The organism is Acidovorax sp. GW821-FHT10E03 (assembly GCF_059415205.1).
The window spans coordinates 577,772-589,594 of record NZ_JBWKMU010000001.1 but is presented as its reverse complement, the minus strand read 5'-3'; the positions used below and the strand labels follow the sequence as shown (position 1 = coordinate 589,594).

The window sequence follows — 11,823 nt, the reverse complement described above, 5'->3', positions numbered from 1 at the left end:
AAGAAGTCGGTGGCTGGCTGGCACGGATTGTGATGCGTGCCGGTGCCGTCCAGCACCCGGCACCTTCCGGCGTTGCCCGCGCAGGCCGCGCTACCAGAGCGCCTGCACCAGGGGCCAGGCCTTGTAGCAACCCAGGCCACAAGCCGCGAGCACCGGGCTGTAGAGCACCAGGGCCCCCAGCACCGCCGTCAGCCAGCCGGTTTCATCCTCCTCGTTTTCGGTTTGCTTTTTCTTTTCCTCTCCCCCCTCCCCCTTGACTGTGTCGAGCGTGGCGGCCTTCTCCGCATCGTCCCCGGGTGCGTCGCCCGTGATCTCCTGCACCAGCATCACCAGCACCACCAGCAGCGAGACACCCAGCACGCCCAGGTAGCCGTACCGCAGCCACGGGCTGTCCAGCGGATAGAAATACACGGCCAGCACCACGGCGGGCAGCAGGAAGAAGGCGTGCATCTGAAGCCGGTACCAATGGATGCCATCGTCCTTCTTTTCCAGCGCGCCCATCACGAGCTTGTAGGTGATCGCGCCCAGCACGAAGATCAGCCCGCCCCACCATTCGATCTGTGTCAGCATTTTGTGTGTCTCCCTCGGATTCAGTGGCTGGACTTGCCGGCGTTGCCGCCCTGCGGCGCTTCGCTACCACGGCCCTCGCTCTCGCCGCCATCTTCGCTGTCGTCGTCGGCGTCTTTGTCCGGGTCGCCGTCCTCGTCGCCATCCCCGTGGAGGTCCTTGTACTCGCTCAGCATGTAGTACAGCGGCAGCACGATGGCCAGCACCAGGCCCAGCCCCAGCCAGAGCCACAGGCCCTTGAACAGCAGCACGGTGACCACCGTGAACGCGATGGCCTGCAGCAGCCCCTTGAAGCCGGCGCGCAGCAGCAGCACCGCGATCAGTCCCTGAACAGGAGAGGTGCCGGTCTTGTGCATTTCCTTGGCCATGTCGATGAAGGCCTGCGCGGCTTCCTCGCCCTTCTTCCTGCGCTCGGCCTCCTGCTTGCGCAGCTTGGACACTGACACCGGCTTGCCCGGGTCCTTGGAGTGGGCGTGGGCATCTTCCTCGTCGGGCCCTTCGCCAGCCTGACCGGCAGCCACGGGTTCGTCCACGGGCTCCACCACCGCGCGCCACTGCGGGTTGGCCTCGAAGAACGCCCTGCGCGAGATCCACTGGCCCTTGTCGAAGTGCATGCGCTCGGTTTCGCCCACCTGGTCGTAGAACACCTCCAGCACCGCCGACTGCAGGCCGTGGGCAAACAGTGTTTCGAGCGCCCGCAAGGGAAGGTCGTCGTGCGTGCCGGTGTCAAAGCGCAGCAGCAGGTGGGTGCGTTGGGCCAGGACCTCCTGGTTGAACCACTGTTCGTCCCACAGCGCCGCCAGATCCGCGCCCCCCAGTTTCTGGGCCCAGCGCTGCGCCTGTTCGGTATTGCCGGCGGCCAGGTACTGGTAGACCAGCTGGCCGGTCTTGAGCTTGATCGCGTCTTCGAAGAACAGGTGCAGGGTGTGTGCGTTTTGCGACATGGTGCGGCGGTAGGGAGAGTGGGTTCGCGGTGGAAGTACACGAATTGTTACCGGCTTCGCGGGCACCGTCCCTCTCGGCGTTGTCCATCGCCCGGGCCCTGGCACTTGACGCCATGTCAACCACCGTCCTTCAGCGGCACGGCCGTTGGACGGATGCGGTGGGCGCCACGCGCCTCCACGGTTCCAGCACCCGCCGCTTGCCTTGGCGCGCGGGTGCTTCATGCATACTCGACGGCCAGCCCGCCGCGAGGCCGGGCAGCGCCGCGCGGCACGCCACCGGCAGGCCCGCAACCCGTGCGTGGCCCCGCCAAGTTGGCCTGCGGGCCACCACCATCACAAAACCCTGAGGGAGATTCACCATGCGTTCTCACGCACGCTCTGGCGCGCTTTTGCTCTGCGCCACCTTCACGCTCGGCCCCGTTGCCGCCCAGACGGACACCGCCGCCACACCCCAGGCCCGCGCCGCCGCTGTCCGCGCCGCAGCCACGGCCCCATACCCCGCCTTCAGCGGGACGCGCGAGAAGCTGGTGGTGGCCATGCCCAAGACCTACGCCAAGAGCGAAACCATGCTGCTGTGGGGCGACTACTTCAATCATCTGGCGCGCTGCGGCAACATCGACCTGCAGAACCTGCAGGGCGAGTCGCTGGAACGCAGCACCAACATCGACGTGCTGGGGGAGAAGGACCTCATCGACAGCCTGGTCGCCGGCAAGGCCCAGCTGGCCCAGGTGAACCCCGGCCTGGTGCCGCAGCTAGTGGCCGCCGGCCAGCCCGCGCCGTTTGGCGTGCCGGGCAACAAGGCCAGCGGGCAGCGCAACTCGTACAAGCTGATCCTGATTGCGCGCGTGGACAGCCCGTTCACCAAGCCGCAGGACCTAGTGGGCAAGAAGATCGCGCACACCACGCCCACATCCAACTCCGGCAACCTGGCGCCGCGCGCGCTGTTCCCGGCCATTGGCCTGGTGCCGGACCAGAACTACGAGGTGGTGTTCTCCAACGGCCACGAGCGCTCGGTGACGGGTGTGATGCACGGCTTCTACCCCGCCGCCGCCGTGGCCAGCGACCTGTACCAGCGCATGGTGGTCAAGGGCGATGTGAAGGGTTCGAGCATCCGCACGCTGTGGGAAAGCCCGCCGTTCATGACCGAAACCTGGACCCTGGGCAAGGACGTGTCGCCCGAGGTGCAGGCGCGCGTGAAGAAATGCTCGTACAGCTACAGCTTCTCGCCCAAGCTGCGCCAGCTGCTGCCGGGCAACGACACCTTCTTGCCCATCAACTTCGAGCGCGACTTCGCCACGGTGATGGAGGTCTACAACAAGACCGCGAAGGCGGCGCAGGCCGGCAAGCCCGCCGCCAAGTAGGTGCCCCGCAGCGCCAAGGCGCTGGCGGTTCAGGCCTGCGCGGAGGCGGCCCCAAGCCGCTCGCGCGTGCGCCGCGCGACATCCTTCACCCAGGGTTGGGCGGCCCAGTGGCGCTGGGCGAACGCATCGATCTGATCCCCGTAGGTGAGCGACGCGCCGATCACATCCAGCCCGTCGAGGAACATGCGCCGGTGCCGCTCGGAGATGGTGAACGGCGCGCTGTGCCCTGCCGTGCGCACCTGGCGCTGTTCCACGTCGATCTCCATGGCCAAGGGACCGGTAGTGGCACGGGCCTCGCGCATGAAGGCCTGGGCATCGGCCTCGGTCACCATGGCCAGCAGCAGGCGGTTGTTCATGGCGTTGGAGTAGAAAATCTCGCCAAAGCTCGACGCCACCACGGCCTGGAAGCCGTACTGCTGCATGCCCCACACGGCATGCTCGCGGCTGGAGCCGCAGCCGTAGTTGCTGCCGGCCAGCAGCACATCGGTGCCGGCAAACGCCGGCTGGTTGAGCACGAAGTCTTCGCGCGGCTGCCCGGCGCCGTCAAAGCGCAGGTCGTACAGCAGGCCCGGCGCCAGGCCCGACTTGTCGATGCCGCGCAGGAACTGCTTGGGCATGATCTGGTCGGTGTCGAGGTTGGCGATGTCGAGCAGGGCCGCCTGGCCGCGCACGGTGCTGTGGTTGTGGTCGGCGCTCATGCGGTCACCTCCAGGGTTCTTACGTCGGTGATGCAGCCCGTGACGGCGGCGGCGGCGGCCATGGCCGGGCTCATCAGGTGGGTGATGGCGCCACGGCCCTGGCGGCCCTCGAAATTGCGGTTGGTGGTGGAGGCGCAGCGCTGGCCGGGGGCCAGCACGTCGTCGTTCATGGCCAGGCACATGGAGCAGCCGGGCTGGCGCCATTCGAAGCCGGCGGCCATCAGGCGCGCGGCGATGCCCTCGGCCTCGGCCTGGGCCTTCACGGCGCCCGAGCCGGGCACGACCATGGCGCGCACGCCACTGGCCACGTGGCGACTGCCGACGATGCGGTCCACCTCGCGCAGGTCCTCGATGCGCGCATTGGTGCACGAGCCGATGAACACATGCTGCACCGGCACGCCCGCCAGCGGCTGCCCTGCCGCCAGGGCCGTGTAGCGCAGGGCCTGCTCGGCGCTGCTGCGCTGCACGGCGTCGGTGATGTCCTCGGGCCGGGGCACGGTGGCGTGGATGGCCATGGCCTGGTCGGGGCTGGTGCCCCAGGTGACGAAGGGGGCCACGGCGCTGGCGTCGAACACATGCTCCACGTCGAACACGGCGCCCGCGTCGCTGCCCAGCGTGGCCCAGTGGGCCAGGGCTTGCGCGCGCATGTCACCGGCGATGTCGGGGGCCTTGGCCAGTACATAGGCTATGGCGGTGGCGTCCGGGGCGATCAGCGCGCCGCGCGCGCCCGCCTCCACCGCCATGTTGCACAGCGTGAAGCGCGCCTCCACCGACAGCGCGCTGATGGCGCTGCCGCAGAACTCCACCACATAGCCCCGTGCGCCCTGCGCGCCGATGCGGCTGATGACCATGAGGATCAGGTCCTTGGCCGTGGTGCCCCTGGGCAGCGAGCCGTCCACGCGGATGCGCATGTCCTTGGCGAGGCGGTAGACCAGGGTCTGGGTGGCCAGCACGTGCTCCACTTCGGACGTGCCGATGCCGAAACCCAGCGCGCCCAGCGCGCCGTACGTGGTGGTGTGGCTGTCGCCGCAGATGATGACCATGCCCGGGCGCACCATGCCGTGCTCGGGCGCGATCACGTGCTCGATGCCCTGCAGCGGGTCGTTGGTGTCGAACAGCGGGATGCCGTGGCGGTCGCAGTTGGCCTTGAGGTTGCTGGCCTGCAGGGCCGAGGGCGGGTCCTGGATGGTGCGCCAGCGCACCGGGTGCGTGGGGATGATGTGGCTCACCACCGCCACGTTCTGCCCCGGCACGGGCACGCCGCGCCCGGCCTCGTGCAGGCCGGCGAAGGCCTGGGGGCTGGTGTATTCGTTCATCAGGTGCAGGTCGCAAAAGAGCAGCACGTTCTGTTCATCGAGAACGGCCACGGTGTGCGATGCGACCAGCTTCTGGTAGAGCGTGGTGGGGGTGGTCATGGTCATCGTGGTGAGTGTGGGTGTGGGTCTGCGGATGCGCGTGCGGACTATCGTCCGGCCAGCAGGAAAGGCAGCGCCGCGTCGAGCAGCGCATCGGGGGCCTCTTCGGCGATGTAGTGGCCGCAGGGCAGCGCATGGCCGCGCACATCGGCCGCCACGCGCTGCCACTCCTTTAGCGGCTCGAAGCACTGGTGCACCACGCCCTGCGCGCCCCACAGGGCCAGCAGCGGCATGGCCAGCTGGCGGCCCGCGTCGCGATCGGCGCGGTCGTGCACCAGGTCGATGCCGGCAGCGGCGCGGTAGTCCTCGCAGATGCCATGGGCCGTGCCGGGCAGTGCCAGGCAGCGCACGTACTCGGCCAGGGCCCGCGGGTCGAACGGCGCCAGGCCGGCGCTGCGCCGGCCCATCACGTCGCGCACATAGGCGGCGGGGTCGGCCTCGATCAGGCGCTCGGGCAGCGGCGCGGGCTGGATCAAAAAGAACCAGTGCCAGTAGGCACGCGCAAAGGCGTTGCTGGTCTGTTCGTACATGGCCAGCGTGGGGGCGATGTCCAGCAGCACCATGCGCAACACGGCGGCCGGGTGGTCGGCCGCCAGGCGGTGCGCCACGCGGGCGCCCCGGTCGTGGGCCAGCACGGTGAAGCGTGGGTGGCCCAGGTGCTGCATCACGGCCAGCATGTCGGCGGCCATGGTGCGCTTGCTGTAGAGGGCATGCTCGGCATCCCCAGCAGGTTTTGCGGAATCGCCATAGCCCCGCAAATCCGCCAGCACCAGCGTGAAGTGCCGGGCCAGCACCGGCGCCACCTTGTGCCAGATGGCCGAGGTCTGCGGGTGGCCGTGCAGCAGCAGCAGGGCCGGGCCCGTGCCGCCCACCAGCGCGTGGATGTGCTGGCCGTCGGGCGTGGGCACACGGTGGGGGGTGAAGCCGGGGAAAAGCGGGGTCGTCATGGTCATGGTGTCGTTGAAATTGCGGCGGTGCCTATTCGGCGGTGATGCCCCGCTCCCTGATCAATTTGGCCCACTGCGGCATCTCTTTTTCGATCCGTGCGCGGGCCTGCTCGGGCGTCGATGGAATGGGGTCGAAACCGTCCTTGGCCATGCGCTCCTTGAGCGCCGGGGTGTTGAGCGCCTGGTTCAGGGTGGTGTTGAGTTTGTCGACGACCGGCTTGGGCGTGCCGGCCGGCGCGAACACGATGAACCAGGTTTCAAACGCGTAGCCAGGCAGGCCCGCCTCGGCAATGGTGGGCACGTCGGGCATGAGCGCCGAGCGCTTGGTACCGGTGACGCCCAGCGCCCTGAGCTTGCCCGCCTGCACGTGCGGCTGCGCGGCCGACAGCACCGGAAAGCTCAGCGCCACCTGGCCCGACATGGTGTCGATCATGGCCGGGCCGCCGCCGCGGTAGGGTATGTGCACGATGGGCGTGCCCGCCACGGCCTTGAACAACTCGGCCGACATGTGGAAGGTGCTGCCCGCGCCGGCCGAGCCATACGAGTACTTGCCCGGCTGCGCCTTGAGAAGCGCCACCAGTTCCTTGATGTTCTTGGCGGGCAAGGCGTTGTTGACCACCAGCACATGCTGCGAACTGGCCACCATGCCGATGGGCGCCAGGTCCTTCAGGGTGTCGTAGGGCATCTTGGCCGTCAGGCTGGGGTTGATGGCCAGGGACACGGTCTGCAGGCCGATGGTGTAGCCGTCCGGTGCGGACTTGGCCACCATGTCCACGCCGATGTTGCCGCCCGCGCCGCCCTTGTTCTCGATGAACAGCGAGCCGCCCAAGGCCTTGCCCCATTCATCGGTGATGAGCCGCGCGGCGATGTCGGCGCTGCCGCCCGGCGCATAGGGGACCACGAGCTTGATGGCCTTGTTGGGATAAGCCGCTGGCTGGGCCAGGGCCGCAGCGGGCGACAGCAGTGCCAGCGTGGCGGCGGCCGTTGCCGCCACAGCCAGCCGGCGGGGAAACAGGGACGGTGTCGAGGCGGTGGAATCGGTCATGGGTTGTCTCCTGCGGGTATTTGTTGTGGCTGGATCTTATGAGTGATGTTCAACGCCATAAATACCGTCAAAATCATTTCATTCATAAATTCAAAGCACGAATGAGGTACCCATGGACGGCTTTTCGGACCTGCGCTTCTTTGCCTTGCTCATGAAGGAAGGCAGCCTGGCCGCCGCCGCGCAGCAGATGGGCATCACCCCGCCCGCGGTCAGCCGGCGCCTGGCCCAGCTGGAGCACCGGCTGGGCGTGCGCCTTCTGCACCGCACCACGCGGCGCATCCACCTCACGCCCGAGGGCGAGACCTACCTGCTGGATGGTGCCCGCATCCTGGGCGACCTGGAGGCGCTGGAGCGCACGGTGGCCGGCGCGCGCAGCTCGCCGCGCGGGCTCATCAAGCTGGCGGCCACGCTGGGCTTTGGCCGCGTTCACATCGCGCCCGCCCTGTCGGCCTTCTCGCGCGCCTACCCCGAAGTGGAGGTGCAACTGCACCTGACCGACCGGCCCGTGAACCTGGTGGAACAGGGCCTGGATGCCGCCGTGCGCTTTGGCGACCTGCCCGACTCGCGCCTCACGGCCCGCCGGCTGATGGCCAACCGGCGCGTGCTGTGCGCGTCGCCGGCCTACCTGGCCCACGCGGGCGAGCCCGCCCAGCCCGCCGACCTGCTGGCCCACCTGTGCATCGTGATCCGCGAAAGCGATGAAACCTATGGCACCTGGCACCTGCACCAGGGCGGGCGGCAGGAAACGGTGAAGGTGCGCGGCATGCTCAGCACCAACGATGGCGCGGCCGCCACCACCTGGGCCCTGGAAGGCCACGGCGTGCTGATGCGCTCCGAGTGGGACGTGGCAGCCCACCTGGCCGCTGGCCGCCTGCGGCGCGTTCTGCCCGCCTGGGCCTTGCCCGCGGCGGACGTGACGCTGGTGTACCCCACCCGCAGCGACCTGTCGGCCAAGACGCGGGCGCTGGCGGATTTCCTGGCGGCCTGGTTTTCCGGCGACCGGAAGGACCTCGTGGCGCGGCCGGCCGGAGAGCCCTGACATCACCGCCCTGGCCGACAGGCGCCGAGACGCGCCCCCCGTCCTGAAAGGCCGCCCCGCTGCCATTCATCGCAGGCGGGGCGGTGCCCTCCGCCCGCGGTGTCAGGGGAAGGTGAAATCCGTGGTTTGCACGGCACCCTCCGTCAGGACAGGCAGTGCCTGCGTCTTGTCGGCAAAACCACCCAGGCGGGCCTGAACAGCGTAGCGCCCCGTCGCCGCGGAGTCCGCGGCAAACACCAGGCTGGTGCCCGGTGCGGCATAGGGGGCGACCCGCGGCGCGAGGGTAGGCACCGTGAAGCCGTAGGCCCCTGTCACCCCGTCAACGCCCCGGCCGGCCACTTCGATCGTGCCCCCCACCGACAAGGGCTGGAGCACCCGCACCATGGTGTCCACCGGGGCGGTGCCCTTCACCGTCGCAACCGGAGATGGCGGCAGGCTCAAAGGCGCGGCGCCCGCGCCCACAGAAGTCACTGTCTCGGCGGCCACCGGTACCCCCGTGACCACCGTGGTGGTGCGCCCCGCACCCACGACGACCAGCGTGTAGTTGCCCGGAGCCACCGGCTGGAGCAGGAACCTGCCCGCGCTGTCGGGGGTGGTGGCGCGCACCAGCTCACCGTTGAACTGCAGGGAGACGCTGGTGCCCGTGCCGGGTTCCACATAGCCCTGCACACCGGAAACGAAGCGCGGGATCACCGACACCACGGGTTTGAGAAGATACTGGCCCGAGGCGCCAGCGGCCACCACCGACTTGCAGGCATCGAAGTCCAGAACGAAGTCGGCCATCTGATTGGCGCCCACGTCGATATTCACATTCGTCTTGACGCCCGATTGCTGCCCGCTCGGCGTTTTCAGCGCGACTTCCGATGCGCCGGTGGGGACCACCGAATTGGCCAGCGGCTGGGCCCCTGTGTTGCTGGCTAGCACGAGCCGCAACTGCGTGTACTTTCCCGCGGGCAGCGGCACCTGCCCCAGCTCCATGAGCACACCGTTCGTCAGCGTCAGCAGGTCCACCCGGCGTGCCGGGTTCAGCACGATCTCGGACCAGCCCGCGTCGTTGTCCGAGGCATTGCTGCTCTGGTGGACGCGCACTTTCTCGACCGTGACATTCACGGCGGAATAGCCGCAGCTGGGGGCATCCGTCATCGCCAGGCGCAAAGTGCCATTTCCGCTGGTTTCGCCACCTCCACCACCGCCCCCGCAGGCGGCAAGGCTGGCGATGGACAGTGCACACAGGACGGTGCGCAGACAAGGATGTGTTTTCATGGGGTGGCCTCTTTGGTGAGATGTTGGCGGCTGCGGGACCAGGGGAGCATCCCGAAGAATGTGAAAAATTCACACAAACAACCTTAGAGGCATCCCGGCGCGTGTCTGTAGGACAACACCCAGACTTGGCGACGAGCGGCGCACGCTCTCCGCGCCGCTTTCCACCACATGCCCGCACCGTCCAGCGTTGGGCCACCCATCGGCCCCCGGCCCCTCAGGCACCGTCCATCAGCGTGAGCGACCCGAACGGCATGTGGTGCATCAGCTCGCGCAGCACCAGCAGGGTGGCCGCGAATGCAGCGTGGGCGGGCAACCCCTCCTGCGAAGCCGGACGCCCCTGGGATACGGAGACAAGCCGGTTGAACACATGCTCCAGGGCATCGAGAGTGAGCATGCGCCGCGGCCCTGGCGCAATGCCCGCCAGGGTGGCGATCTCGTGCAGCGCCGGGTCTGCGGAACAAGGCGTGACCACCGCACCCTGCGGCACCCAGGGGCGATGGCGGACATGGGCGGCGTAGACCTCGTCCTCCACCCGCGCAATGGCGGTCTCCAGCTCGAAGGGGGTGGGAAGTACCCCGCGGAAAAAATCGCGCGCCGTCTTCTGGCTGCCCAGCGCCAGGGTCAGCACGACGGAGGGCAGCTGAGGATCCAGCCCCGTCGCCACCACGGTGTGCTCCGCCCCCATGTGCAGGGCGGTGGCCAGCTGCCCTGGCACGGCAAGGCCATGGACCCGGCGGTACAGCGACGCGATATCGACGTCCGCATCACCCCCCTGGGGCGACGGCGATGAAGCCACCGGCGGGGCCGGAGGGGGCGAAGGAGATGGCGGGGATGGTGGGGGCATGGACATTCCGCGGTGTGATGGGCAAGGAGCAGGAGGGCATGGCCCGGGCCCGCGTGGATGGCGGGAAGTCGGTCGTGGATCCATCCCGTCACGGCCGCGCGGCCTGCGTGACAAATCGCTGGTGGATCTCCACAGTCAGTGCTTCGACGCGCAGCGTGAGCTGGCGCGTCTGTTCGGTCAACAGGGTGTTTTGCTGCAGCAGCTCCAGCACCTGCGCGGCATTCTGCGCGGCAATGGCTTGGCGTTGTTCGCTGGCGATGGCCAGCGCCTCGCGGTGCTGCGCATCCGCGTCGGCGTGGTGCTTGTCGCGCGCGGCCTGCCGCGTCTGGGCGAGCAGGATGAGCGGCGCGGCGTAGGCCGCCTGCAGGCTGAACGCAAGGTTGAGCAGGATGAACGGATAGGGATCGAACCTGGCGGCACCCAGCACGTTGATCAAGATCCACGCCGCCACGATCAGCGTCTGCGCACCGAGAAACAGCGGCGTGCCAAAGAACCGCGCAAAGGCCTCGGCCTGCAACGCAAACCGGTCCGTGCCGAAGGTAGGGGCCAGGTGCTCATGGCGCCGGTGAAAGCGCAAGGGGTCCACCCGGGGCGGGCCGTCTTCCAGGGGTGGGGCGTTGTGCGCAGGGTGGGGGTGGGCGGTCATGGGTGTTCCTCTCCGATCGGGGCGCATTCGCCAACAGGCAGCAAACAGGCAGAAGGCGCCTGGCCCCACTCTACGCCTGGACGACTGCCGCCGGTCCGTCAACGCCGCGCTGCCGGGCGTTGAGCCCCGCACACAACCCCTGCGCCGCGCCGACAGGCGCTGCCAGCCTGCGCCTACACGCCGGGGCAGCCACCGTGCCTACAGTCGAACGCACAGACAACCGCCGCGCAGCGCATGCCCACAAAGCCCTGCAACGCACCCTCGAAAGCCGCCACCGCAGGAGCAATCCCATGCGCATCCACGCCATGCCTCGCCGCCACTCCCCCTGGTCCCTGGTGATCGGAGCCACCGCACTGATGGCGCTGCTGGCGCTCACGGCCTGCTCCACGCCACGCACGCCCGAAGGCATCCAGGCCGTGACCGGCTTCGATGTGGACCGCTACACCGGCCACTGGCACGAGGTGGCGCGCATCGACCACTCGTTCGAGCGCGGCCTCACCCAGACCAGCGCCACCTACAGCCGCAACCCCGACGACACCGTGAAGGTGGTGAACCGGGGGTACGACCCGGTGCGCAAGGAGTGGAAGGAGGCCGAGGGCACGGCAAGCTTCGTCGATGCGCCCACCCGCGCGGCGTTGAAGGTGTCGTTCTTCGGGCCGTTCTACGGCGGCTACAACGTGGTGGCGCTGGATGAAAACTACCAGTGGGCCATGGTGGTGGGCTCCAGCAAGGACTACCTGTGGATCCTGTCGCGCACCCCCACCCTGCCCTGGCACGTGCGCGAACACCTGATCGAGCGTGCGCAGTCCATGGGCATCGACGTGGGCCGCATCCTGTGGGCGCCGCCCGCCAGTGAACAGCATGCCAGGCGCGCAGTGATGACCTGAGGCAAGGCCAGGCGCTGCAGGCGTGGAGCCCGTGCGCCGGATGCCAGCACCTGGCCGCGGCGAAGCACCGCGATGCGATGTGGTGCGCCGCACCCAACCGGCATCAAGCCTCTTTTTGCTACCAATTAAATAGCGCCACGCGCTTTCACCACAAGCGCCAGCGGCCA

Annotated in this window: 12 protein-coding genes; 3 read left to right on the top strand and 9 right to left on the bottom strand. The window is 68.6% G+C overall.

The features are described 5' to 3' along the window. Positions 1-90: 90 nt before the first annotated feature. Positions 91-570, bottom strand: coding sequence for a hypothetical protein (locus tag AC07OD_RS02780; RefSeq protein ID WP_494594983.1), 480 nt, complete (start codon positions 568-570; stop codon positions 91-93). Positions 571-590: 20 nt separating this feature from the next. Further along, a complete protein-coding gene (locus AC07OD_RS02775; protein WP_494594981.1) occupies positions 591-1,511 on the bottom strand; it encodes a hypothetical protein in 921 nt (306 codons plus the stop codon). Between the two features lie 359 nt (positions 1,512-1,870). Between AC07OD_RS02775 and AC07OD_RS02770 the strand changes: the two genes are divergently transcribed. Further along, on the top strand, positions 1,871-2,872 hold the full coding sequence (locus AC07OD_RS02770; protein WP_494594980.1) for a PhnD/SsuA/transferrin family substrate-binding protein: 1,002 nt from the start codon (positions 1,871-1,873) through the stop codon (positions 2,870-2,872). Between the two features lie 29 nt (positions 2,873-2,901). Here AC07OD_RS02770 and leuD read toward each other — a convergent pair whose 3' ends face one another. Genes leuD through AC07OD_RS02750 form a run of 4 tightly spaced genes read right to left on the bottom strand, consistent with a single transcriptional unit; the run spans position 2,902 to position 6,977 of the window. Next, complete coding sequence (gene leuD, locus AC07OD_RS02765; protein WP_492255159.1) at positions 2,902-3,570, bottom strand: 3-isopropylmalate dehydratase small subunit; 669 nt, start codon at positions 3,568-3,570, stop codon at positions 2,902-2,904. Beyond that, positions 3,567-4,985: a 3-isopropylmalate dehydratase large subunit gene (gene leuC, locus AC07OD_RS02760; protein WP_494595130.1), complete on the bottom strand. Its 1,419-nt coding sequence runs from the start codon at positions 4,983-4,985 to the stop codon at positions 3,567-3,569. The genes leuD and leuC overlap by 4 nt, the downstream gene beginning before the upstream one ends. Positions 4,986-5,032: 47 nt before the next feature. Beyond that, complete coding sequence (locus AC07OD_RS02755) at positions 5,033-5,932, bottom strand: alpha/beta fold hydrolase (RefSeq protein WP_494594977.1); 900 nt, start codon at positions 5,930-5,932, stop codon at positions 5,033-5,035. Positions 5,933-5,963: 31 nt separating this feature from the next. After that, positions 5,964-6,977, bottom strand: coding sequence for a tripartite tricarboxylate transporter substrate binding protein (locus AC07OD_RS02750; protein ID WP_494594975.1), 1,014 nt, complete (start codon positions 6,975-6,977; stop codon positions 5,964-5,966). 112 nt (positions 6,978-7,089) lie between these two features. Between AC07OD_RS02750 and AC07OD_RS02745 the strand changes: the two genes are divergently transcribed. Continuing rightward, positions 7,090-8,016 (top strand): LysR family transcriptional regulator, encoded by a 927-nt coding sequence (locus tag AC07OD_RS02745; RefSeq protein ID WP_369643891.1) that lies wholly within the window; start codon positions 7,090-7,092, stop codon positions 8,014-8,016. A 102-nt stretch (positions 8,017-8,118) separates the two neighbouring features. On the opposite strand, the gene AC07OD_RS02740 is transcribed toward AC07OD_RS02745, so the two are convergent. The 3 genes from AC07OD_RS02740 to AC07OD_RS02730 all read right to left on the bottom strand — a co-directional run bounded on the left by AC07OD_RS02740 (position 8,119) and on the right by AC07OD_RS02730 (position 10,769). Then, on the bottom strand, positions 8,119-9,279 hold the full coding sequence (locus AC07OD_RS02740; RefSeq protein WP_494594972.1) for a DUF4382 domain-containing protein: 1,161 nt from the start codon (positions 9,277-9,279) through the stop codon (positions 8,119-8,121). A 214-nt stretch (positions 9,280-9,493) separates the two neighbouring features. Then, the gene (locus tag AC07OD_RS02735) at positions 9,494-10,123 is read right to left on the bottom strand and encodes a hypothetical protein (RefSeq protein ID WP_492806459.1); all 630 of its coding nucleotides are present in this window, start codon (positions 10,121-10,123) and stop codon (positions 9,494-9,496) included. A gap of 88 nt (positions 10,124-10,211) precedes the next feature. Beyond that, positions 10,212-10,769: a DUF1003 domain-containing protein gene (locus tag AC07OD_RS02730; protein WP_218294305.1), complete on the bottom strand. Its 558-nt coding sequence runs from the start codon at positions 10,767-10,769 to the stop codon at positions 10,212-10,214. A 290-nt stretch (positions 10,770-11,059) separates the two neighbouring features. On the opposite strand from AC07OD_RS02730, the gene AC07OD_RS02725 reads away from it, so the two are divergent. Beyond that, positions 11,060-11,656 carry a lipocalin family protein gene (locus AC07OD_RS02725; RefSeq protein ID WP_218294304.1) on the top strand — a complete coding sequence of 199 codons (597 nt, stop codon included), beginning with the start codon at positions 11,060-11,062 and terminating at the stop codon, positions 11,654-11,656. The last annotated feature ends 167 nt before the right edge of the window (positions 11,657-11,823 follow it).

What these genes read in the sequence shown, in the direction of transcription:
- leuD (WP_492255159.1), bottom strand. Translation starts at nt 3,570, where the DNA reads ATGAGCGCCGACCACAACCACAGCACCGTGCGCGGCCAGGCGGCCCTG.
- AC07OD_RS02775 (WP_494594981.1), bottom strand. Translation starts at nt 1,511, where the DNA reads ATGTCGCAAAACGCACACACCCTGCACCTGTTCTTCGAAGACGCGATC.
- AC07OD_RS02780 (WP_494594983.1), bottom strand. Translation starts at nt 570, where the DNA reads ATGCTGACACAGATCGAATGGTGGGGCGGGCTGATCTTCGTGCTGGGC.
- AC07OD_RS02725 (WP_218294304.1), top strand. Translation starts at nt 11,060, where the DNA reads ATGCGCATCCACGCCATGCCTCGCCGCCACTCCCCCTGGTCCCTGGTG.
- AC07OD_RS02770 (WP_494594980.1), top strand. Translation starts at nt 1,871, where the DNA reads ATGCGTTCTCACGCACGCTCTGGCGCGCTTTTGCTCTGCGCCACCTTC.
- AC07OD_RS02745 (WP_369643891.1), top strand. Translation starts at nt 7,090, where the DNA reads ATGGACGGCTTTTCGGACCTGCGCTTCTTTGCCTTGCTCATGAAGGAA.
- leuC (WP_494595130.1), bottom strand. Translation starts at nt 4,985, where the DNA reads ATGACCACCCCCACCACGCTCTACCAGAAGCTGGTCGCATCGCACACC.
- AC07OD_RS02755 (WP_494594977.1), bottom strand. Translation starts at nt 5,932, where the DNA reads ATGACGACCCCGCTTTTCCCCGGCTTCACCCCCCACCGTGTGCCCACG.
- AC07OD_RS02735 (WP_492806459.1), bottom strand. Translation starts at nt 10,123, where the DNA reads ATGCCCCCACCATCCCCGCCATCTCCTTCGCCCCCTCCGGCCCCGCCG.
- AC07OD_RS02750 (WP_494594975.1), bottom strand. Translation starts at nt 6,977, where the DNA reads ATGACCGATTCCACCGCCTCGACACCGTCCCTGTTTCCCCGCCGGCTG.
- AC07OD_RS02740 (WP_494594972.1), bottom strand. Translation starts at nt 9,279, where the DNA reads ATGAAAACACATCCTTGTCTGCGCACCGTCCTGTGTGCACTGTCCATC.
- AC07OD_RS02730 (WP_218294305.1), bottom strand. Translation starts at nt 10,769, where the DNA reads ATGACCGCCCACCCCCACCCTGCGCACAACGCCCCACCCCTGGAAGAC.